Raw genomic sequence first — 22,837 nt, 5'->3', positions numbered from 1 at the left:
GGGGCCTTCAGCCCTCTTTCCCGGCTGTGCCGTACTCCGGACAAGGAACTCCCATGACCCCGTCCTCCTGTCCTCCGTTCACCGGAGGCCCACCGGCCTGCCACCCCGGCACGGACTCCGGGCAACGATGGACCTTCGGCTTTCCCGACGGCCTCACGGCGGAGGTGCACACCCGCGGCGCCCGCCTCCACGCTCTGTGGGTGCCGGACCGGTACGGCACCCCGGCCGACGTCGTCCTCGCTCCCCGCGACCCGGCCCGGACGGCCACCGCCGCCCGGTACTTCGGCGCCACCGTCGGCCGCTACGCCAACCGCATCGCACAAGGCCGGTTCACCCTGGACGGGAAGCCGTACCAGCTGACCACGCAGGAGGGCGGCCACTGCCTGCACGGCGGAACCGACGGCTTCGACACCAGGCTCTGGGAAGCCGAGAGCTTGCATACCCCGGAGTGGACCGGTGTGCTCCTGCACCTCCGCAGCCCGGACGGTGACCAGGGGTTCCCGGGAAACCTGGACGTCACCGTCAGCTGTCTCATCGGCCGCGACAACGAACTCTCCTTCTCCTACGCGGCGGTCACCGACGCGGCCACCCTGGTCAACCTGACCAACCACGCTTACTTCAACCTCGAGGGCGAGGACGCCGGCGACATTCTCGGCCACGAACTGGCCATCGACGCCTCCCACTACACGCCGGTCGACGGGGACCTCATCCCCCGCGGGGACCACCGCTCCGTCTCCGGTACCGCGTTCGACCTCCGCCGGCCGCTCAGGATCGCCGAGGCCCTGGCTCGCCCCGGCGCGGCCGACGGGTACGACCACAACTTCGTACTGAGCCCGCACGGCGACGAGACGCTGCGCCGGGCCGCCGTCCTCCACGCGCCGGCCACGGGTCGCTGCATGGAGGTGCTGACCACGGAGCCCGGACTCCAGGTCTATACCGCGGGGCAGTTCGACGGATCGGTCCTGGGCAAGGGCGGTACGCCCTACCGGGCGGGCGCCGGCATCGCATTGGAGACCCAGCACTTCCCCGACTCCCCGAACCGCCCCGATGACCCGTCTTCGGTGCTGAGACCCGGCGAGGAGTACCGGTCGAGGACGGTCCTGCGGTTCAGCACCCGCGACTGACCGCGTACGAACACGCCGACATGGCTGTGCCCGCCGGCGGAGGTGCCGGCGGGCACAGCCATGTCCCCGGAGCGGTGTCAGGCGCCTGCCCTTCGCTTGTTCCACACGTCGAAGCCGACCGCAGCGAGCAGCACGAGGCCCTTGATGACCTGCTGCCAGTCGGTGCCCACCCCGACGAGGTTCATGCCGTTGTTGAGCACGCCGAGGACCAGGCCGCCGATGATGGCTCCCAGAACGGTCCCGACGCCCCCGCTCATCGACGCCCCGCCGATGAACGCGGCGGCGATGGCCTCGAGTTCGAAGTTCACGCCGGCCTTCGGTGAGGCCGCGTTGAAGCGGGCCGCGAAAACAAGTCCGGCGAGCGCCGCGAGCATTCCCATGTTGAGGAACACCGCGAAGGTGACCTTCTTGTCCTTGACCCCGGACAGCTTCGCGGCGGGCAGGTTCCCCCCGATCGCGTACACGTGGCGGCCGATCACCGCGTTGCGCATCACGTATCCGAAGGCCACCAGCAGCGCGGCCAGGATCAGGAGGACCACGGGAGCGCCCTTGTAGCTGGCGAGCAGCAGGGTGGTGACCAGGACTGCGGCGACCAGTGCCGTCACCTTGAGGGCGAACAGGCCAGTGGGGAGCGTCTCCAGGGCGAACTCCCGCTGACGGCGACGGTCCCGCACTTCCTGGAGGACCACGTAGACGATCAGACCGACGCCGAGGAGCAGGGTCAGGTTGTGGTAGTTGGTCTGCGGCCCCGCCTCCGGCAGGAAGCCGTTGGCGATCTTCTGCAGTCCGTCCGGGAAGGGGCCGAGCGTCTGGCCCTTGAGGAAGATCTCCGTGAGCCCGCGGAACAGCAGCATGCCGGCGAGGGTCACGATGAACGACGGTATGCCGACGTACGCGATGAAGAATCCTTGGAGCGCGCCGGCGACTGCTCCGAGCAGCAGGGTGAGGAGCACCGCGACGGGCCAGGAGACATGGTGCTCGACCATGAGCACCGCGCCGATGCCGCCGACCAAGGCCATCAGGGAGCCGACCGACAGGTCGATGTGCCCGGAGATGATGACGATCATCATGCCGATGGCCAGGATGAGGATGTAGCTGTTCTGCAGCACCAGGTTGGAGACGTTGCGCGGCAGCAGGAGGTCGCCGCCCGTCCAGATCTGGAACAGGAGCACGATCAGGCCGAGCGCGAAGAGCATCCCGTACTGGCGCATGTTCCGCCGGACGCCGTTCAGGAGTACCCGGACCACCGGTGTCCCGGGGGACGGGGACCCGCTGCCCGGGGGCGCCGGGGCCGTCGTTGTCGTGCCGACTTCGGTGCTCATGCCTGGTGTCCTTCACTGGAGGCGGAGTCTGCGGTGACCGCCGGCGGTGCGGGGGTGTCCTGTGTCATGTGCCGCATCAGCACTTCCTGGGTGGCGTCCTCGCGAGTGACCTCGCCGGTCAGCCGTCCGGCGGCCATGGTGTAGATGCGGTCGCACATGCCGAGCAGTTCGGGCAGTTCGGAGGAGATGAGGAGGATCGCCTTGCCCTCGGCGGCGAGCCGGTCGATCACGGTGTAGATCTCGTATTTGGCTCCGACGTCGACTCCGCGCGTGGGTTCGTCGAGGATGAGGACGTCCGGTCCGGCGAGGATCCACTTGCTGAGGACGACCTTCTGCTGGTTGCCGCCGGAAAGGCGGCCGACTGGTTCGAGGACGTTCGGAGTCTTGATGTTCATGGTCCGCCGGAACCGTTCGGCCACCTTGCGTTCCTCGTGCCCGTCCACGATTCCGCGGCGGGCGAGCGCGCCGAGGGAGGCGAGGGAGATGTTCCGGCTCACGGAGTCCCCGAGGTCGAGCCCGTAGTGCTTGCGGTCCTCGGTGACGTACGCGATGCCGTGGGCGACCGCCTCGGGGACCGTACGTGTCCGTACCTCGCGGCCGTCCTTGAGCACGGTGCCCCGCTCGTAGTGGCCGTAGGAACGGCCGAAGACGCTCATGGCGAGTTCGGTCCGGCCGGCCCCCATGAGTCCCGCGACCCCGACGATCTCCCCGCGGTGGACCTGGAGCGAGACCCCGTCGACCACCTTGCGGCCGCGGTCGAGCGGGTGACGCACGGTCCAGTCCCGGATCTCCAGGACAGGCTCGGCGTCGGCCGGGCCCTCGTACGGCGTGCGATCGGGGAAGCGGCTGTCGAGGTCCCGTCCCACCATGCCGCGGATGATGCGCTCTTCGGTGGTGGCCGGGTCCGTGACGTCGAGGGTCTCGATGGAGCGCCCGTCGCGCAGGATGGTGACGGAGTCGGCGATCCGGGCGATCTCGTTCAGCTTGTGCGAGATGATGATCGAGGTGATGCCCTGGCTCTTCAGTTCTCGCATCAGCCGCAGCAGCTTCGCGCTGTCCTCGTCGTTGAGTGCCGCGGTGGGCTCGTCGAGGATCAGCAGGCGGACGTCCTTCGCCAGCGCCTTCGCGATCTCCACGAGCTGCTGCTTGCCGACACCGATGTCGGCGACCCGGGTCTCGGGGTGTTCGTCGAGCCCGACCCGCCTGAGCAGTTCGGACGCACGGCGCAGCGCCTCGTGCCAGTCGATGATCCCGTGCCGGGACGGTTCGTTGCCGAGGAACATGTTCTCGGCGATCGACAGGTAAGGGACGAGCGCGAGCTCCTGGTGGATGATGACGATGCCGTGCTGCTCGCTGGCCCTGATGTCCTTGAAGCGGCACGGCTCGCCGTCGAAGAGGATCTCGCCCTCGTAGGTCCCGTGCGGGTGGACGCCGGACAGGACCTTCATCAGGGTCGACTTCCCGGCACCGTTCTCTCCGCACAGGGCGTGCACCTCGCCGCGCTCCACGGACAGGGTCACCTCGGAGAGTGCCCTGACTCCGGGGAAGGTCTTGACGATGGACCGCATCTCGAGGACGGGGCCGGCCGGGGACGAAGCGGGGACGCCGGGGGAATGGGGCGCGGCGGGGGTCACCGCAGGGCGCCGGCGTCGATGTAGCCGGAGTCGACCAGGACCTTCCGGTAGTTCGACTTGTCGACGCTGACCGGGTCGAGCAGGAAGGCCGGAACCACCTTCTTGCCGTTGTCGTAGGTGGTGTCGTCGTTGATCTCGGGCTTCTTGCCGGCGAGGACGGCGGCCACCATGTCCGAGGCGACCTGCGCGAGTGCGCGCGTGTCCTTGTAGACGGTCTGCGTCTGCTCGCCCGCGATGATCGACTTCACGGAGGCGACCTCCGCGTCCTGGCCGGTGACGACCGGCAGCGGCTTGGCGGCGCTCCCGTAGTCGTCGGACTTCAGCGCGGACAGGATGCCGATGGAGATGCCGTCGTAGGGGGAGAGGACGGCGTCGACCCGGGCCGTGGAGTACGAGGAGGTCAGCAGGTCGTCCATGCGCTTCTGCGCCGTCCCGCCGTCCCACCGCAGTGTGGTGACCTGGTTGAGCTGGGTCTGCTGGGAGCGCACGACCAGCTGCCTCTTGTCGAGATAGGGCTTCAGTACCTTCATGGCGCCGTTGAAGAAGTACTTGGTGTTGTTGTCGTCGTTGGACCCGGCGAACAGCTCGATGTTGAAGGGTCCCTTCTTCGAGCCGGACTTCAGCCCCAGCTTCTCCACGACGTACGTGGCCTGGAGCTCGCCGACCTTCTCGTTGTCGAAGGAGGCGTAGTAGTCGACGTGGGGGGAACCCAGGATGAGCCGGTCGTAGGAGATCACCGGGATGTCAGCGTCCGCCGCCTGCTGCAGGACATTGGACAGGGCCTCGCCGTTGATGGCGGCCACGACCAGGGCGTCGACGCCCTGGGTGATCATGTTCTCGATCTGGGCGACCTGCTGGTCGGGGTCGTCCTCGCCGTACTGCAGGGTCGTGGAGAAGCCGGCCTTCTTCAGACTTTCGGTCATGTTGCGGCCGTCGGCGATCCACCGCTCGGAGGACTTGGTGGGCATGGCGATGCCGATGGTCAGATCCTTCCCGCCCTTCGACTCCTGGCTGCCGCCCTCGCTGTTCTGTCCGCAGGCGGTCAGGAGCAGGGCGCAGCCGGTGGTCACGGCCAGGAGGGCGGATACGGATCGGAACTTCTTCATGGGCGTTACCCATCCCGTCGTCGAGGGCGGCTCCGACCGGGGACGGGCTCGACGGCAGCGCGTGTCCTCGCACCACCGGGACGGCACCGTTCCGGCTGGGTCGCCGGGGCGTCGGTGCCCCGGTCGAGCTAGATTGTTAGCGCTCACAACAGCGTGATACAAGAGGCGCTAAGGTTTTTCTCGTATCGATACACAGCCGTAAGCAGGGAGAAGGGAGTCAAACGTGGCGCATCCCGCGGAAGACGTCCGCCCGCCGACGATGGCCGACGTCGCACGGGAGGCAGGGGTCTCCCATCAGACCGTCTCCCGGGTGCTGAGCGGTCACCCCAACGTGCGCGCGGTCACCCGGGAGCAGGTCACCCTGGCCATCGAGCGGCTCGGCTACCGCCGCAACTCCGCCGCACGTGCCCTGGTGACGCGCCGTACGAGGACGCTGGGTGTCATCGCCGTCAATACCGCCCTGTACGGGCCTGCCAGCACCCTGACCGGTCTGGAGGGGGCGGCTCGGGAGGAGGGCTACCTCGTCTCGACCGTCAGTCTGCGTACCGGAGGGGGGCAGGGGCTCAAGGACGCCATCGACCACCTCGCGGCCTGGGGTGTGGAGGGTGTCGTAGCCATCACTCCGCAGCGCTCGCACGTGCAGGCGCTCGCCGAACTGGACGCGCCCTTCCCCGTGGTCACCGTGGAGGGCGGTCATCAGCTCGACCTGCCCGGGGTCTCCCTCGACCAGGAACTCGGCGCCCGCATGGTCACCGAGCACCTGCTCGCCGCCGGGCACAGCAACGTCTGGCATGTGGCGGGTCCCGACGACTGGTTGGAGAGCGAGGCCCGCACCGCGGGCTGGCGCGCCGTACTGGAGGAGAGCGGCATCCGGCCTCCGCGCGTCCTGACGGGGGACTGGAGCCCGCTGTCCGGGTACCGGGCGGGGCAGGAACTCGCGGGACTCGCCCTGGCCCGCCCTGGGGCGACGCCGGTGACGGCCGTCTTCGTCGCCAACGACCAGATGGCGCTCGGCGTCCTGCGGGCGCTGCGCGAGGGCGGGATCCGCACCCCCGCACAGGTGGCCGTCGCCGGCTTCGACGACATCCCGGAGGCCGAGTTCTTCCCTCCGCCGCTGACGACGGTCCGCCAGGACTTCGCCGCCATCGGACGCCGGAGCATCGGGCTCCTGGTGGACCACATCGAGGGTCGCGCCCGGAAGGCCGAGCACCTCCTGGTGGAACCGCAGCTCATCATGCGCGCGAGCACGCGCCCTCTGAACGAAGCCTGACGCGGAGGGCGGCCGACACCGCCGCCTCCTGGCCGCCGGTGGCGGGCCTCCTGCCGGCCGTTCGGCGTCTGGCCCACGCACGGCGCCGACCCGCCCGCGTCGGGGCCCGCCCGCTGCTCCGCTCCATCGGCCGCTACGCCCCTCCCCGCCACCTGCCGGACTCGTCGCGGCTCCCGGGGCTGCCCTGGCGTGCAAGTGAGCGCTCACCCCAGGGGCTTCATTCGTTGCTCGATGTTTCGATGGAACTGCGTCCAGCTCTTGTCCAACCCAATTGTGAGCGTTAACAATCAGGGGGCTCCTCTGGCCCCGCTCATGACGAGAGAGACCACATCGTGACCACACACACCCTTTCCGACCCCGCAGCCCGTCACCATCCCGAGGCGTGCACGATCGGAGTCGACTTCGGCACTCTTTCCGGGCGCGCCGTCGTGGTCAGGGTCCGGGACGGCGCCGAACTCGGTTCGTCGGTCCACGAGTACCGCCACGCCGTCATCGAGGACCACCTTCCCTCCACCGGAGCCCCCCTGCCCCCCGACTGGGCCCTGCAGCACCCCGAGGACTGGCGTGACGTCCTGCGTACCGCCGTTCCGGCGGCGCTCGCCGACGCCGGAGTCGATCCGGCCCGCGTCATCGGCATCGCCACCGACTTCACGGCCTGCACGGTCCTGCCGACCACCCCGGACGGCATCCCCCTAGCCCTGACGCCCGAGTGGGCCGACCGCCCGCACGCCTGGCCCAAACTGTGGAAGCACCACGCGGCCCAGGTCCAGGCCGACCGTATCAACGCCCTCGCCCACGCACACGGCGAGAAGTGGATCGCACGGTACGGCGGCAAGATCTCCGCCGAGTGGCAGTACGCGAAGGCCCTGCAGGTCCTGGAGGAGGACCCCGCCGTCTACGCCGCCTGCGCCCGCTGGATCGAGGCGGCCGACTGGATCGTCTGGCAGCTGACCGGCACCGAATCCCGCAACACCTGCACCGCCGGCTACAAGGGAATCCACCAGGACGGGGCCTACCCCTCGCCCGACTTCCTCGCCCGCCTCCATCCGGACTTCGCCGATTTCCCCGCCACCCGCCTGGAGCACCCGCTGTCCCCACTGGGTTCCCGCGTCGGCACCCTGAGCAGCCGGGCCGCGCACTGGACCGGCTTGCCCGAAGACATCGCCGTCGCCGCCGGCAACGTCGACGCCCACGTCGCCGCACCTGCAGCGGGCGCCGTGGAGAACGGCCGGATGCTCGCCATCATGGGCACCTCCACCTGCCACGTCCTCAACGGCACCGCCCTCGCCGAGGTCCCCGGCATCTGCGGGGTCGTCGACGGCGGCATCGTCGAGGGCGCCTACGGATACGAGGCCGGCCAGAGCGCGGTCGGCGACATCTTCGCCTGGTGGCTCCGCCAGGGCGTCCCGGACCACTACCGCGCCGAGGCCGAGGCATCGGGCGAGAACCTGCACCAGCTCCTGACCCGCAAGGCCGCAGACCAGCCGGTCGGCGCGCACGGTCTGATCGCCCTGGACTGGATGAACGGCAACCGTTCCCCTCTGGTCGACCACCACCTCTCCGGAGTCATCGCCGGCCTCACCCTCGACACCCGGCCCGAAGACGTCTACCGGGCTCTGCTCGAATCCACCGCCTACGGCACCCGGGTGATCGTCGAGACCTTCGAGGGCGGCGGGATCCCCGTCGAGGAGTTCATCGTCACCGGAGGACTGAAGAAGAACGCGCTGCTCATGCAGATCTACGCCGACGTGCTCCGGCGCCCCGTCTCCGTCGGCACATCCGAACAGGGGCCGGCGCTCGGCTCGGCCATTCACGCCGCCGTCGCCGCGGGCGCCTACCCCGACGTCCGGTCAGCCGCCTCCGTCATGGGAAGCGTCCAGCGCCACGCGTACGTGCCCGACCCCGCACGGGCCGACGCCTACGACGCGCTGTTCGGCGAGTACCGCGCCCTGCACGAGCACTTCGGCACCGGCGCGGACCTCCTCCTGCACCGCCTGCGACGGATCCGCAACACCGCACGCGTCGCCACCACCGGCTGACCGGGAAGCTTCCCCGCCCCCAGCCTCCATCGGCCCGACCTCCCCGCCCCCGCACCTCCGAGGAGCACACCCGACATGACGCTCGCCCAGCCCGACCGCGAGATCTGGTTTCTCACCGGCAGCCAGGCGCTCTACGGCGACGACACCCTGGCCCAGGTCGCCGACCAATCCCGCGCCATCTGTGACACCCTCGCCGGCCAGCCCCAGATGACCGTCCGCCTCGTGTGGAAGCCGGTCCTCACCGACGCGGCCGCCATCCGCGCGGTCTGCCTGGAAGCCAACGCCGACGACCGGTGCATCGGCCTGATCGCCTGGATGCACACCTTCTCCCCGGCCAAGATGTGGATCGCCGGCCTCGACGCCCTGAGCAAGCCCTTGCTGCATCTGCACACCCAGGCCAACCGCCGACTTCCCTGGTCCACCATCGACATGGACTTCATGAACCTGAACCAGGCCGCCCACGGCGACCGCGAGTTCGGCTTCGTCCAGACCCGCCTCGGTGTCCCGCGCAAGACCGTGGCCGGCCACGTCTCCACTCCCGACGTCGTCGACCGCATCGCCGGCTGGGCCCGCGCCGCCCTCGGCCGCTCCGAACTCACCACCCTCAAACTCGCCCGGTTCGGCGACAACATGCGCGACGTCGCCGTCACCGAGGGGGACAAGGTCGAGGCGCAGCTGCGGTTCGGGGTATCGGTCAACACCTACGGCGTCAACGACCTCGTCGCCGCGGTCGAAGCCGCCCCCGAGGACACCGTCTCCGCCCTCGTCAAGGAGTACCAGGACCTCTACGCCCTCGCGCCCGAGCTGCGGCCCGGCGGTGAGCGCCACGACTCCCTGCGCTACGCCGCCCGCATCGAAGCCGGTCTGCGTACCTTCCTCACGGAAGGCGGGTTCCGCGCCTTCACCACCAACTTCGAGGACCTCGGGGGCCTGCGCCAGCTGCCCGGGCTCGCCGTGCAGCGCCTGATGGCGGACGGTTACGGCTTCGGTGGCGAAGGAGACTGGAAGACCTCCACCCTGCTGCGCACACTGAAGGCGATGGCCCACGGCCTGCCCGGCGGCACCTCCTTCATGGAGGACTACACCTACGACCTCACGCCCGGCCAGGAACTCATCCTCGGCGCCCACATGCTCGAGGTCTGCCCCTCGCTCACGACGGCGACGCCCACCTGCGAGATCCATCCGCTCGGCATCGGCGGACGCGAGGACCCGGTCCGCCTCGTCTTCGACGCGGATCCCGGTCCGGCCGTCGTCGTCGGTCTCGCCGACATGGGCGACCGGTTCCGCCTCGTCGCCAACCGCATCGACGTCGTCGCCCCGCCCGAGCCGCTGCCCCGGCTCCCCGTCGCCCGAGCCGTCTGGCAGCCCCGCCCCGACCTGCGCACCTCCACCGAGGCATGGCTGACGGCAGGAGCACCGCACCACACCGTCCTGACCACCGCTCTCGGCGGCGAGGAGCTCGAAGACCTCGCCGAGATGCTGCGGACCGAACTCGCCGTCATCGACGAGGACACCACCGTCCGGCGCTTCTCGCGCGAGCTGCGCTGGAACCAGGCGTACCACCGTCTGGCCCAGAGCCTGTGAACACCCCCGCCGCCACCTCCACCCCCACCAGGACGGAGCCCTCCGTGAGCACCGCCGTTTCCAAGGAACTGCGCCGAGAGGTACTGGAGGCCAACCTCCGTATCCCCCGAGCCGGCCTGGCCACCCTCACCTGGGGCAACGTGAGCGGTGTGGACCGAAAGGCCGGCGTCTTCGTCATCAAGCCCTCGGGTGTGGCCTACGACGTACTGAGCGAGGAGGACCTGGTCGTCGTCTCCCTGTCCGACGGGAGCGTCGTGGAAGGCCACCTGCGACCGTCCACCGACACGGAGACACACCGGAGCCTCTACCTGGCCTTCCCCTCCATCGGAGGCGTGACCCACACGCACTCCACCCACGCCGTCGCCTTCGCCCAGGCCCGACGTCCGATACCGGTGCTCGGCACGACCCACGCGGACACCTTCAACGGACCCGTCCCCGTCACCGCGGCCCTCACCCCCCAGCAGTGCGCCACGGACTACGAGTACAACACGGGCCAGGTCATCGTGGACCTGCTGGACCGTGACGACACTCGGGCCCAGAAGGTCCCCGGCGCGCTGGTCGCCCATCACGGCCCCTTCACCTGGGGCGCCGACGCCACCACGTCCCTGGAACACGCCATCATCTGCGAGGCGGTGGCCGAGATGGCCCTCCACACCATCGCCCTGGGCACGGTCGAACCCCCGCAGCACGTCCTGGACCGCCACTTCACACGCAAGCACGGCCCGGACGCCTACTACGGAAACCCTCCCTCTGTCTGACCACACCGTCCCGGCCGCGGCGCGCACCCACCGGGCGCGCCGCGCCTGTCCCTCGGACCGAGGTGGACCACGACGAAGGGGAGCCAGGACGGTCCTGGCTCCCCTTCATGGTGCGGGCGTCATCGCCGCCTCGGCGGGCACCGGCTCTGCCGCGACGAGCATGCCGGTCGAGGGTCGCTGCCGCCACGACGGCGAACCGGGACCACCAGCGATGTCTACGCACAGGGGTGGGGGAAGCCGCAACGTGTGTCCTCATCGCGGTTTCCCCTTTCGCTGGGGAAGGTCAGGTGCGGGTCCAGCGCTGGTTGCTGCCGTTCCAGCACGAGTAGAGCTGGATCAGGGTGCCGTTGGCGGTGCCGTTGGCGGTGCCGTTGGCGGTGCCGTTGGCGGTGGCGTCGAGGCAGAGGCCGGACTGGACGCCGACGATGGAACCGTCGGAGTTGAGGCGCCACTTCTGGTTGTCGCCACCCCAGCAGCTGTAGATCTGGACCTTCGCGCCGTTGCCGGTGCCGGCGGCGTCCAGGCATTTGTCGCCGTAGACCCTGAGCTCACCCCCGGCGGTGTAGGTCCACTGCTGGTTGGTGCGGTTGTTGCAGTCCCACAGCTGGAGCTGGGTGCCGTCGGTTGTGCTGGATCCGGGCACGTCCAGACAACGGCCCGACGCGACGCCCTTGATCTGTCCGGAGCCGGGGGAGGGAGTCGGAGTGGGTGTGGGGGAGGCGGCGTTGAGCGCGTTGAGGACGGAGGTGTAGGCGGGCTTCTTGCTGCCGTCGCCGTTGAACAGCAGCGGCGTGTGCTCTGCTCGCCACGAGTCGGTATCGCGCACACCCCAGACGGTGATGCCGACGCAGCGTGGGACGGCCAGGCAGTCGTTGGTCACGTTGGCGTAGGTGGTGGCTGAGGCGCCCTGGATGTCGAGTTCGGTGATGGCCACGTCGACGCCGAGGGCGGCGAAGTTCTGGAGGGTGGTGCGGAAGTTGCTGTTGTAGGGGCTGTCGCTGTTGAAGTGTGACTGGAAGCCGACGCAGTCGATGGGCACACCGCGCTGCTTGAAGTCCCGGACCATGGCGTACATGGCCTGGGTCTTGGCCCAGGTCCAGTTCTCGACGTTGTAGTCGTTGTAGCAGAGCTTGGCGGCCGGGTCGGCGGCGCGTGCGGTGCGGAAGGCGACCTCGATCCAGTCGTTGCCGGTGCGCTGCAGGTTGGAGTCGCGCCGGGCTCCCGAGGTGCCGTCGACGAATGCCTCGTTCACGACGTCCCACTGGCCGATCTTGCCCTTGTAGTGGGCCATCACACCGTTGATGTGGTTTGTCATGGCCTGGCGCAGCGTGCTGCCGCTGAGGTTCTGCATCCAGGCGGGCTGCTGGGAGTGCCAGGCCAGGGTGTGGCCGCGCACCTGCTTGCCGTTCTGTACCGCCCAGTTGTAAACGCGGTCACCGGCGGTGAAGTTGAACTGGCCCTGCTGGGGTTCGGTGGCGTCGATCTTCATCTCGTTCTCGGCTGTCACCGAGTTGAACTCGCGGCTCGCGATCGTCGTGTACGTCGAGTCGTTGAGCCTTCCCGAGGCGATGGCGGTGCCGAAGTATCGGCCGCTCTGCGCCGCCGCGCTGCCGAGCGTGCTCTCGGCGGCGTGTGAGCTCAGCGGCGCCACCAGCACGGTGGCGGAGCCGAGGACGCCGACGACCAGCGCCGCATACAGGCCGCCGATTTTCCGGCGGACGGTGGACGGATAAATGGTGGGTGAACGCATTATTGAACCTCCAGGACAGAAATCACGGAAGGATTCGAGTGCGGCAGAAGGAATCTGCGTCTGCGGCGTCCGCGCCATGGGAAAAGGGCGCGCACCGCCAGGGCGTAATGATTCAAGGCCGGCACCGTGGCGCGCGGGCAATGGAGCGAAGCAGCCTCGGGACTCAGTGTGGAAACACTGCAGGGACATGTCAAGAGTTTCGAAAGGGTTTCGAGAGTACGGTCCTTCGAGGTGATCCGGTAGATATTTTTGGGAGCCCGCTCCGTATCGAAAGCCTTTCGATACGGAACGCCCCTGATCTGCGCCTACCGAAGAGCGTGGAGGTGAAAGCGATGTCGCTGTCGGCGTAGTGTTCGCCGGATTTGATCAGAGACCCTGCGGAGGAATCCCTCATGAATGAGTGATTCCCTCGGATCGCATCTCTGAGGTGTTGATATCCGTCGCCCCCGAGCGGCCGATCCGTTGAATCCGGGAGCGCGATCGCACACGTGATCCGCATATGCGTTCCAACGGCTCGACACTTTCCTGCGCGTCGGCCAGGAGTGCATCGCCGTGATGTACGGGAAGGCGGGTGACCGGCCCGAGCGCGCGCACGCACGCACCCACCGGGCGTGGCGGGATGCCGAGTGGGCCGCCGTACGAGTCGACCACCGTTGCCGGGATGATTCGAGGGCCGGGCGGAGAGCCCGGAGGGCTCCTGTCACCGACAGACGGCGGACGCCGTCCGCTCCCTGCTCGCGGGCGGCATCACGCGGCGGGCGCCTCCCGTCGGCGTCGCGGCTCCCCAGACGGTTCCCGCCGGTGCGGATACGTGATGTCGAACCATGCGAAGTGGGCTTGGCTGGTGGACGGGAGGCCGTTGGACGTGGCGTAGACGCCGAGCTGGACGCTGGTGAACAGCGGAGTGAGGAAGGTGGCTTCGACGGCGGCCAGGTCCTGCCAGGCGCCGTCGGGTGCCGCGTAGAGGAAGGTGTGGCTGAAGCCGCGGATGCGGACTCCCAGACGAAGGGGGCCCGGGCGGACGGGAATGCCGGCCAGGACGTCAGGCCCGTGACGGAGGCTGAGTCCTTCCGTGGTGCGAAGGAGGAGGAGGTGGGCGTCGTCGTCGAGGACTACGGCGAGGCCGGCCTGTTCGCCCGGTGCGGCGGGGGTGAAGTGCAGTTCGGTGGACACGTCGCAGTCGTGTTGTTCCTGGGGGCGGGCCAGGAGGGACGGGACGGTGCGTTCGCCGAGGCGTTCGGGGCGGAGCTGGAGGCGGAGCCCGTCGCCGGTGGTCCAGAACGGCGCGCGTGGGGTGCGCAGGGTGCTCCAGTCGGCGGAGAGGGCTGCGAAGTCGTCGTGGAGACGGCGGCGAGGGCTCGTGTGGCCGACCGGGGAGAAGACCGGCCAGCCGTCGCTCCAGGTGACCCTGCTGAGGAAGGTCTCGCGGCCGATGGCGGAGCCCGGGCGGACGCCCAGGAGGACGGCCCGCCAGTTGCCGTACGGGGTCTGGACGAGGTCGGCGTGCCCGGTGCAGGTGACCGGGCCCGTGGCGGGAGGCAGCACCGGGTTTCCGGGGGCGCTCTCGTACGGGCCGGTCACGTGGTCGGCGCGGGCGGCCACCACACTGTGGTCCACATCGGTGCCGCCCTCCGCGGTGAGCAGGAGATAGGTGCCGTCGATCTTGTAGAGGTGCGGAGCCTCCGACCACCGGGCGCCCGGACGGCTTCCCGACCACAGGACGTACTCGGGTCCCGTCAGCCGTCGCTCCCGGGGAAGGTACTCACGCATCCAGATCTCGGTGCGGCCGGCGGCCTCGTCCAGGACGCGGGCGGCGGTGAACCAGGCACGGCCGTCGCCGTCCTCCGGCCCGTCGTCGAAGAACAGCGACGGGTCGAAACCCTCGCCCTCCAGTCGCTGCGGCTCCGACCACGGTCCCGCCGGGTCGGTCGCCGTGACGACGAAATGGCCGGGGCCGTCCATCAGCGTGCAGACGAGATGGAAGACCCCTTCATGGTGCCTGATCGTGGGTGCGAACAGGCCGCGTGAGGGCTCACACCCGTCGAGATCGAGCTGGGACGGCCGGTCGAGCGCGGAGCCGAGACGCCGCCAGTTCACGAGATCGCGGCTGTGGAACAGGGGAAGGCCGGGGAACCATTCGAAGCTGGACGTCACCAGGTAGTAGTCCGATCCCACCCGGCAGACGGACGGATCGGGCCGGAACCCGGGCAGCACGGGATCACCGAACGACGTGCTCATGGAACCGGGACGATCTCGACCGGTACGGACAGCACGCGGTCGACCGCCGGGTGACGCACGGGGCCGTGCAGAGTGAAGGAGCCCTGGAGCGGAAGATCGCCGCTGGACCGTCCGACGGCCACCCCGATTTCTCCGGGCTCCACCCTTCTGCGCAGGTCGAGTCCGGTGAACGAGGTCCGGTCGGCATGGACGGAGAAGGTGACCCGGGCGGCCGCGCCGGGCTGCAGCTCGACTCTGCCGAATCCGGCGAGCCACCTCTCCGGCCGGACGACGGAGGCCTCGGGGTCCGAGAGGTACAGCTGGACCACCTCGGTCCCGGCCACTTCTCCGACGTTGCGGACGGTGACCGAGACGGCGACGACCCCGTCCGTCGCGGCGACGGGTTCCACCGAGAGATCCGAACAGGTGAAGCTGGTCCAGCTCAGCCCGTGTCCGAAAGGGAACAGGGGGGTCGGGTCCACCGAGCTCCAGTCGGTGTGTCCGCCGAGCCTCGGGTGCAGGTAGGTGCCGGGCTGGCCGCCGACGCGGCGGGGGATGGAGACGGGCAGCCGCCCGGAGGGTTCCGCGGCCCCGCTGATGATCCGGGCCAGCGCCGTCCCGCCTTCCTCGCCGGGAAAGAACGCCTGGATCACGGCCGATGCGCGTTCGGCCAGCGAGCCGAGCGCGTAAGGCCGTCCGGAGACGATGACCAGGACGGTCGGCACTCCGGAGTCGAGGACGGTGGAGGCGAGGGCGGCCTGGTCGTCGGGCAGGTCGAGGGTCTCGGCGTCGCAGCCCTCTCCCGAGGTGCCCCGGCCGAACATGCCGGCCCGGTCCCCGAGGATCAGCACGTTCACCTCCGGATCGTCCGCGGTGACCGTGAACCCGGCGGCGGTGAGGGCCTCGCCGAGCGTCGGGATCTCCAGCCCCGGGTCGCCGGGCGGCGCGACGTGGTTGGGGAAGGAGTAACACCCGAGGAAGGACTGGGGGTCGTCGGCGTACGGCCCGCTGATGGCGACGCGGCACGGCCGCAGCGGCAGGGTGCCGTCGTTGTTGAGCAGCACGGTGGACCGTTCGGCCAGGAGCCTGGCCAGTGCCCGGTTCTCCGGCGGGTCGAGGTCGACCGGCTCCGGCTTGACGGGTTCCCAGTCGGGGTCGAGCAGACCGAGTTCGGCCTTCTGCAGCAGGACCCGTTCTGCGGCGCGGTCGATGAGTGCTTCGGGCATGCTTCCTGCTCGCACCAGTTCGGTCAGCGGCTCGCCGTAGCAGCGGGCCGTCGGCAGCTCGACGTCGATCCCGGCGGTCAAAGCCAGCGCGCCGGCCCCGCCGCGCGATCCGGTGACGCCGTGCCGGGTCTCCAGGAAGGAGACGGCGTAGTAGTCGGCGACGACGACACCGCCGAAACCGAGCTCACCCCTCAGCAGGTCGGTCAGCAGTCGCTCGTCGGCGGCCGCCGGGACGCCGTCCACGTCGGTGTAGCTGTTCATCACCGACCGGGCGCCTCCCTCGCGCAGCGCCCGTACGAAGGGCTCGACCAGCACGTCGGCGAACTCGCGGGGCCCCGAGGCGACGGGGGCCATGTTCCGGCCGCCGCGCGAGGCAGAGTACCCGGCGAAGTGCTTGAGCGTCGCCACGATGCCGGCGCCTTCCAGGCCCTGCACGTAGGCCGTGCCGATCGCTCCGACGAGGTAGGGGTCCTCGCCGATGCACTCCTCGGTCCTGCCCCACCGGTAGTCGCGGACCACGTCGAGCACCGGAGCCAGCCCTTGGTGGACGCCGACCCGCCGCATCCCGGCGCCGATGGCGGCGGCCATTCGGCGTACGAGCCCGGGATCGAAGGACGCGCCCCAGGCCAGTGGGCCGGGGAAGACCGTCGCGCCGAACGTCATGAATCCGGTCAGGCATTCCTCGTGAGCGACCGCCGGGATCCCGAACCGACCGGATCCGGTCACCTGCCGCTGGAGCGAGGCGAGCCGCTCCATTCCGGCTTCCGCGGTGACCGGGGCGGTGCCGTACACCCGGGTGAGCTGGCCGAGCCCGTGGGCGACGATGTCGTCGAGGCCGGGCGCGGACTCACCGGAGTCGTCCTCCATCGGCGCGACAGGTGCTCCAGGATCCGAGGGCAACGCCCAGAAGCCGGCGAGTTGACCCGCCTTCTCCTCCAGCGTCATCCGTCCAAGCAGGTCGGCGACGCGCACGGACGCGGGGAGGAGGGGGTCACGCCAGGGCTCGTTCAAGGGGTTCTCCTAGGGACGAGGCGGGGCGGTGGAGAGCCGGACCTTGAGCTCGGTCGAGAGCTCCATCCGGGGGCTGACCAGGGGCTGGCCGTCCAGAAGCTGGAACAGTGTGCGGGCGGCGACCCGGCCCATCTCCTCCAGCGGCTGGCGCACCGTCGTCAGCGGCGGTGACAGCCAGTCGCACATCGGCAGGTCGTCGAAGCCGACCACGCTGAGGTCCTGCGGGATGCTCAGTCCGCCCTGCCGGGCGGCTTCGTAGACGCCCATCGCCTGCTGGTCGCTACCGGCGAAGACGGCGGTCGGCGGCTCGGGCAGGGCGAGCAGCTCCCGGGCACACCGGAATCCGCCCTCGTGCTGGAAGTCGCCGAACCGGATCAGGTCGCGGTCGACCTCGATCCCGGCCCGCTCCAGGGCGGCCCGGTACCCGTCGATGCGGGCCTGGCTGCAGAGCATCTCCTTGCGTCCGCCGATCGTGGCGATCCGACGGTGCCCCAGCTCCAGCAGGTGTTCGGTGGCGGCGAGGCCGCCGGCCCAGTTGGTCGCTCCGATGCTCGGCACGCCGTTGCCCGGCAGGTCGATCGGGTCGATGACGACCAGCGCCGCCCCGGCCCGCTCGACCTGGGCACGCTGGGCGTGGGTGACCGAGGCGGTGACAAGAATGACGCCGTCGCTGTGGTGCAGGGCCGGCAGCGCGGTCCAACTGGACGGTGCGGCCTCGCCCGGAGGGACGAGCGACACGACGGTGCCGACGCTCCGCTGGGCGCACTCGGCCTCGACGCCGCGCAGTATCTCCACCGCCCACGCGCTGTCCAGACCACCGATGATCAGGTCGACGAGACCCGATCTGCGGGCTCTGCCCTGCCGGCCGGGCGGGAGGTAGTTGTGAGCCTGCACCAAACCCTCGATCCGCTCGCGCGTCGAGGGTGCGACATCGGAGCGGCCGTTGATCACCTTGGACACGGTGGCCTGGGAAACCCCTGCTTCCGCGGCGATGACGGCCAGGGTCGGGCGCTGCTCGCTCAACTTCTCTCCTCTGCGCGTACGCCTTCGGCCGACGATAGGTATCGCAAACTTTCGACGAGTTTCCGGGTGGCCCGACCTGCTTGTCAACCCTGCGAACAGTCGCTGTTCGTAGATAAATCGGCGCGAGGTCTTGACCGATAAGCCTCACGTTCCTAGTTTGTGGCAGCGCAGAATTCGAGAGTATTTCGAAACATTTTCGGGCACGAACCGGCATTCCCCACCCCGGAGGTCCCATGGCCAGCACCCTCCCGAGCCGACGAAGCTTCCTGGCGCTCTCGGGCTTGACCGCCCTGTCCGTCTCCCTGACCGCGGCCTGCGGGGCCGACGAATCCGGTGGCGAGCCGGCGGCCGACGGCAAGGTGTCCTTCGCGTGGTGGAACATCGCCACGACCGAACCCGGCAAGTCTCTCTTCCCGCAGATCTCCGCGGCGTTCACGTCCGCTCACCCGAACATCGTGATCAACACGACCTCGTTGGAGAACGAGGCGTTCAAGTCCAAGCTGACCGCCACCACCTCCTCGGGCAAGCTCCCCGACGTCTTCCAGACCTGGGGCGGCGGCGTGCTGCAGCAGCAGGTCGACGCGGGGCTGGTCGAGGACCTCACCGACATCTTCGACTGGTCGTCCGAGCTCACCCCGGTCTCGCTGCAGGCGTATCAGTTCGAGGGCCGGACCTACGGGGTGCCCTACGACATCGGCATGGTCGGCTTCTGGTACAACAAGAAGCTCTTCGCCAAGGCCGGGATCACCGCCCCGCCGGCCACCTGGGCCGAGCTCCTCGAAGACGTCAGGAAGCTCAAGGCGGCGGGCATCACCCCGATCGCCCTCGCGGGCAAGGAGAAATGGCCGGGCCACTATTACTGGGCCTACCTCGCGATGCGCGTCGCCGGTCTCCCCGCGCTGCAGCAGGCGGCGACCACCAAGGATTTCACCGGCGCCGGCTTCGTCCAGGCGGGCGTCCACCTCAAGGAGCTGGTCGACCTCCAGCCGTTCCAGACGGCCTTCCTGGGGGCCGGCTACGCCACCCCCGGAGGGCAGGCCGCGACCATGGGCAACGGCAAGGCCGCCATGGAGCTGATGGGGCAGTGGGGACCGTCGGTGCAGAAGGACGCGGGCGCCGACCTCGGAGCGGACCTGGGCTTCTTCCCCTTCCCGACGGTCGACGGCGGTGTCGGCCTGGCCACCGAGGTGTTCGGCGGCGGCGGCGGCTTCGCGCTGCGCAAGGGTGCCCCGAAGGAGGCGCTGGACTTCCTGAGGTTCTTCGTCCTGGAGAACGAGTCCAAGCTGCTGGCCTCCAACGGTTACCTGCCGGTGGTCAAGGGCGCGGAGAGCCAGCTCACCGACGCCAACAAGAAGGTGGTGGCCGACAGCCTGGTCAAGGCGACGGGCTTCCAGCTCTTCCTCGACCAGGCCTATCCGCCGGCGGTCGGCCAGGAAGTCAACGACAGCGTCGCCGACCTCATCGCGGGCAGGAAGACGCCCGAACAGGTCACCACCTCGATCACCGAGGCTGCGAAGAGTGCCTAGCTCCGTGTCCACCCTGACCAAGGAGCGGACGGAGGGCGTCGTGCCGGTGCGCCCGCCGACCCCGGCCCGGTCGCTCCTGCGCGGCTGGGGAGAATGGGCTTCGGTCGCCTGGTTCCTCGTCCCCGCTCTGGTCCTCTTCCTCGTCTTCGTCCTCGCCCCGATCGTCGTCGCCGTCTTCACCGGCTTCTTCAAGTGGGGCGGGATCGGCCCCATGGACGACTTCGTCGGCTTCGCCAACTACGCCAAGCTTTTCGACGACCAGGTCTTCCTCGGCGATCTGGGGCGCGGGCTGTACCTGATCGTCCTGTCGATCACGGTCCAGCTGCCGTTCGCCCTGTTCACCGCGGTCCTGCTCAACCAGAGGCTCCGCGGCCGGGCCGTCTACCGGATGCTGTTCTTCGCGCCGTACATCCTGTCCGAGGTGGTCACGGCGGTCCTCTTCACGATGATCTTCCTGCCCGGCGCCGGCATGGCCGACCATCTCGCCGGCCTCCTGGGCCTGGATGGGCTGCAGGGCAAGTGGCTCGCCGACCCCTCGACGGTCATGCCGACCCTCTTCGTGGTCATGATCTGGAAGTACTTCGGCTTCCACATGATGCTCTTCCTCGCCGGGCTGCAGGGCATCCCGGCCGAGATCCTCGAGGCCGCCTCCATCGACGGCGCCGGCGCCTGGCAGCGCTTCCGGCACGTGACGCTGCCGCTGCTCGGCCCGACGATCCGGATCAGCGTCTTCCTTTCGATCATCGGGTCCATCCAGCTCTTCGACCTCGTCTGGGTCATGACCGCGGGCGGACCCAACCACTCCTCCGAGACCATGGCGATCGCGATGTTCCAGTTCGGGTTCAAGCGGTATCAGGTCGGCTACGCCAGCGCGATCAGCGTGGTCCTGTTCGTGATCAGCCTGGTCTTCTCCCTCTTCTACCAGCGCTACGTGCTCCGCCGTGACCTGAGCGGGGCCGTCACCACAGGAGGCGGCCGATGAACGCCCGCGGGACGGCACGCGGCCTTTCGCTGCACGCCGTGGTCTGGCTGATCGCCGCGTTCGTCGTCGTACCGCTGATCTACGCGGTGATCTCCGGGTTCAAGAGCACCGGCGAACTCACGACGAACCCGTTCGGCCTGCCGGAGCAGTGGAAGGCCGCCAACTACACCGGCATTCTCGGCGACGGGACGTTCTGGCGGCAGATCGCCAACAGTGCGGGCATCGCGGTCGGCACGACGTTCTGCACGGTGGCGGCCGCCGCGATGGCGGCGTTCGTGCTGGCCCGCTACGCCTTCCGGGGCAGGGAGCTGTTCTACACGCTGTTCACGATCGGGCTGATGTTCCCGTTCGCGGTGGCCGTCCTGCCGCTCTTCCTCATGCTGCGCACCTTCGGCCTGCTCGACAACCCGCTCGGGGTGATCCTCCCGCAGGCGGCCTTCGGGCTCCCCATGACGATCGTCATTCTGCGCGGCTTCTTCCGGACCATCCCGGCGGAGATCGAGGAGGCCGCCACCATGGACGGCTGCGGCAAGTTCCGCTTCTTCTGGAAGATCCTGCTGCCGATGGCGCGTCCGGCGCTCGGCACGGTCTCGGTACTGTCGGTCGTCGCGAGCTGGAACAACTTCTTTCTGCCGCTGCTGGTGTTCAACGACCCGAAATGGCAGACGATCCCGGTCGGCGTCCAGCAGTTCCAGGGCCAGTACTCGACCGACTACGCGCTCGTCCTCGCCTACATCGTGCTCGCCATGGTCCCCGCCCTCGCCTTCTACGCCGTCGCCGAGCGCCAGCTGATCGGCGGCCTCACCGCGGGCGCCACCAAGGGCTGACCCGTCCCGCGTGACCTCCACCCCCGAGGAGACCCTGTGAAACGCCTGACCGCCCTGACAGTCGTCATGATGTTAGCGCTCACATCACAGGCCGCGGCCGACCCCGCGCGACCCCCGGCCCACCCCCCGCGCGCCGGCATCGACTTCCGGGCCGAACTCCAGCCCATCGACGGATTCGGCTTCTCTATGGCCTTCCAGCGGGCCGACCTGCTGCACGGCGCGCGCGGCCTCAGCCCTGCCAAGCAGCGCGAGGTGCTCGACCTGCTGCTCAGCAGAGAGAAGGGCGCGGGCCTCTCGATCCTGCGCCTGGGCATCGGGTCGTCGACCGACAGGGTCTACGACCACATGCCGACGATCCTGCCGGCCGATCCCGGCGGTCCGGACGCCATCCCGAAGTACGTCTGGGACGGATGGGACGGCAGCCAGGTCTGGCTCGCCAAGGAGGCCAAGGCGTACGGCGTCGAACGGTTCTTCGCCGATGCCTGGAGCGCCCCGGCCTTCATGAAGACCAACGGCAGCGAGAACGACGGCGGCGAGCTCCTGCCCGAATGGCGTCAGGCCTACGCGAACTACCTCGTCCAGTACGCGAAGTTCTACCAGCAGGAAGGCATCAGGATCACCGACCTGGGGTTCACCAACGAACCCGACTGGACGGCGACTTACGCCTCGATGCGCTTCACCCCGCAGCAGGCCGTCGACTTCCTCAAGGTGCTCGGGCCGACCGTTCGCGCATCCGGACTGAAGACAGAGCTGGTCTGCTGCGACGCAGCGGGCTGGGACCGGCAGGTCGGCTACACCGAGGCCATCGAGGCGGACCCCGCGGCCGGCAAGGCCGTGCGGACCATCACCGGCCACCGCTACAGCGGTCCGACCTCGGTCCCGCAGCCCACCGACAAGCACGTGTGGATGTCGGAATGGTCGCCGGACGGCGCCACCTGGAACGAGAACTGGGACGACGGCAGCGGCTACGACGGTCTCACCGTCGCGGCCGACATCCAGAACACCCTGACCGTCGCCAACGCCTACGTCTACTGGACCGGCGCGTCCCTCGGCGCGACCCGGGGGCTCATCCAGCTCGCCAACCCCGGTGACGACTACCGGGTGTCCAAGCGGTACTGGGCGCTGGCCGCCTTCAGCCGGTTCATCCGCCCCGGGGCCGTCCGCGTGCCGGTCACGAACGCCGACCCGGCACTGCGGATCACGGCCTTCCGCAACACCGACGGCAGCCGCGTCATCGAGATCCTCAACACCGCGACCACCGAGACCTCCGCCGCCTTCACCCTTCGCGGCGGGCGCGACCGGCACCCCGACGCCTACGTCACCGACGAGACCCGCTCCATCACCCCGGCCGCCGTCGTCTCCACGCGCGGTACGACCCTCACGGCCACGCTCGCCCCCCGCGCGCTGACCACGATCGTCCTCGACTGAACCGCCCGGC

At 69.3% G+C, this 22,837-nt stretch carries 16 protein-coding genes; 9 read left to right on the top strand and 7 right to left on the bottom strand.

From position 1 onward, the window contains the following. Positions 1-53 precede the first annotated feature (53 nt). On the top strand, positions 54-1,124 hold the full coding sequence (locus ACZ561_RS25145; protein ID WP_470999049.1) for an aldose epimerase family protein: 1,071 nt from the start codon (positions 54-56) through the stop codon (positions 1,122-1,124). A gap of 77 nt (positions 1,125-1,201) precedes the next feature. Here the strand turns inward: ACZ561_RS25145 and mmsB are convergent, their stop codons facing one another. From mmsB to chvE, 3 genes are all read right to left on the bottom strand, one after another. Next, positions 1,202-2,446 (bottom strand): multiple monosaccharide ABC transporter permease, encoded by a 1,245-nt coding sequence (gene mmsB / locus ACZ561_RS25140; protein WP_470999047.1) that lies wholly within the window; start codon positions 2,444-2,446, stop codon positions 1,202-1,204. Beyond that, positions 2,443-4,014, bottom strand: coding sequence for a multiple monosaccharide ABC transporter ATP-binding protein (gene mmsA / locus ACZ561_RS25135; protein WP_470999045.1), 1,572 nt, complete (start codon positions 4,012-4,014; stop codon positions 2,443-2,445). The genes mmsB and mmsA overlap by 4 nt, the downstream gene beginning before the upstream one ends. 62 nt (positions 4,015-4,076) lie before the next feature. Then, positions 4,077-5,186, bottom strand: a complete 1,110-nt coding sequence (gene chvE / locus ACZ561_RS25130) for a multiple monosaccharide ABC transporter substrate-binding protein (protein WP_470999043.1) — start codon at positions 5,184-5,186, stop codon at positions 4,077-4,079. Between the two features lie 223 nt (positions 5,187-5,409). Here chvE and ACZ561_RS25125 point away from each other — a divergent pair, with 223 nt between their 5' ends. The 4 genes from ACZ561_RS25125 (at position 5,410) to araD (ending at position 10,837) form a co-directional block, all read left to right on the top strand. Next, positions 5,410-6,456 carry a LacI family DNA-binding transcriptional regulator gene (locus ACZ561_RS25125; RefSeq protein ID WP_361855345.1) on the top strand — a complete coding sequence of 349 codons (1,047 nt, stop codon included), beginning with the start codon at positions 5,410-5,412 and terminating at the stop codon, positions 6,454-6,456. Between the two features lie 332 nt (positions 6,457-6,788). Beyond that, positions 6,789-8,495: a ribulokinase gene (araB, locus tag ACZ561_RS25120; protein ID WP_470999041.1), complete on the top strand. Its 1,707-nt coding sequence runs from the start codon at positions 6,789-6,791 to the stop codon at positions 8,493-8,495. Positions 8,496-8,570: 75 nt separating this feature from the next. Next, a complete protein-coding gene (gene araA / locus ACZ561_RS25115) occupies positions 8,571-10,079 on the top strand; it encodes an L-arabinose isomerase (RefSeq protein ID WP_470999039.1) in 1,509 nt (502 codons plus the stop codon). A gap of 44 nt (positions 10,080-10,123) precedes the next feature. Next, positions 10,124-10,837, top strand: a complete 714-nt coding sequence (gene araD / locus ACZ561_RS25110; protein WP_361855354.1) for an L-ribulose-5-phosphate 4-epimerase AraD — start codon at positions 10,124-10,126, stop codon at positions 10,835-10,837. A 283-nt stretch (positions 10,838-11,120) separates the two neighbouring features. On the opposite strand, the gene ACZ561_RS25105 is transcribed toward araD, so the two are convergent. The 4 genes from ACZ561_RS25105 to ACZ561_RS25090 form a co-directional block, all read right to left on the bottom strand. Next, positions 11,121-12,587, bottom strand: coding sequence for an endo-1,4-beta-xylanase (locus ACZ561_RS25105; RefSeq protein ID WP_470999037.1), 1,467 nt, complete (start codon positions 12,585-12,587; stop codon positions 11,121-11,123). Between the two features lie 747 nt (positions 12,588-13,334). Continuing rightward, positions 13,335-14,825, bottom strand: coding sequence for a glycoside hydrolase family 43 protein (locus tag ACZ561_RS25100; protein ID WP_470999035.1), 1,491 nt, complete (start codon positions 14,823-14,825; stop codon positions 13,335-13,337). After that, positions 14,822-17,041, bottom strand: coding sequence for a glycoside hydrolase family 3 N-terminal domain-containing protein (locus ACZ561_RS25095; RefSeq protein WP_470999033.1), 2,220 nt, complete (start codon positions 17,039-17,041; stop codon positions 14,822-14,824). Before ACZ561_RS25095 ends, ACZ561_RS25100 begins: the two co-directional genes overlap by 4 nt. Positions 17,042-17,050: 9 nt before the next feature. Continuing rightward, on the bottom strand, positions 17,051-18,064 hold the full coding sequence (locus tag ACZ561_RS25090) for a LacI family DNA-binding transcriptional regulator (RefSeq protein WP_470999031.1): 1,014 nt from the start codon (positions 18,062-18,064) through the stop codon (positions 17,051-17,053). A gap of 233 nt (positions 18,065-18,297) precedes the next feature. Here ACZ561_RS25090 and ACZ561_RS25085 point away from each other — a divergent pair, with 233 nt between their 5' ends. Genes ACZ561_RS25085 through ACZ561_RS25070 form a run of 4 tightly spaced genes read left to right on the top strand, consistent with a single transcriptional unit; the run spans position 18,298 to position 22,827 of the window. Then, positions 18,298-19,590, top strand: coding sequence for an extracellular solute-binding protein (locus tag ACZ561_RS25085; RefSeq protein ID WP_470999029.1), 1,293 nt, complete (start codon positions 18,298-18,300; stop codon positions 19,588-19,590). Then, on the top strand, positions 19,583-20,572 hold the full coding sequence (locus tag ACZ561_RS25080) for a carbohydrate ABC transporter permease (protein ID WP_470999027.1): 990 nt from the start codon (positions 19,583-19,585) through the stop codon (positions 20,570-20,572). The genes ACZ561_RS25085 and ACZ561_RS25080 overlap by 8 nt, the downstream gene beginning before the upstream one ends. After that, entirely contained in the window at positions 20,569-21,399 is an 831-nt protein-coding gene (locus ACZ561_RS25075) for a carbohydrate ABC transporter permease (protein WP_470999025.1), read from the top strand. Before ACZ561_RS25080 ends, ACZ561_RS25075 begins: the two co-directional genes overlap by 4 nt. A 36-nt stretch (positions 21,400-21,435) precedes the next feature. After that, on the top strand, positions 21,436-22,827 hold the full coding sequence (locus ACZ561_RS25070) for a glycoside hydrolase family 30 protein (protein WP_470999023.1): 1,392 nt from the start codon (positions 21,436-21,438) through the stop codon (positions 22,825-22,827). Positions 22,828-22,837 lie beyond the last annotated feature (10 nt).

It is taken from the genome of Streptomyces sp. NPDC039609 (genome assembly GCF_055596705.1).
The sequence above is the reverse complement of the archived record's forward strand: the minus strand, read 5'-3'. Positions and strand labels throughout refer to the sequence as shown.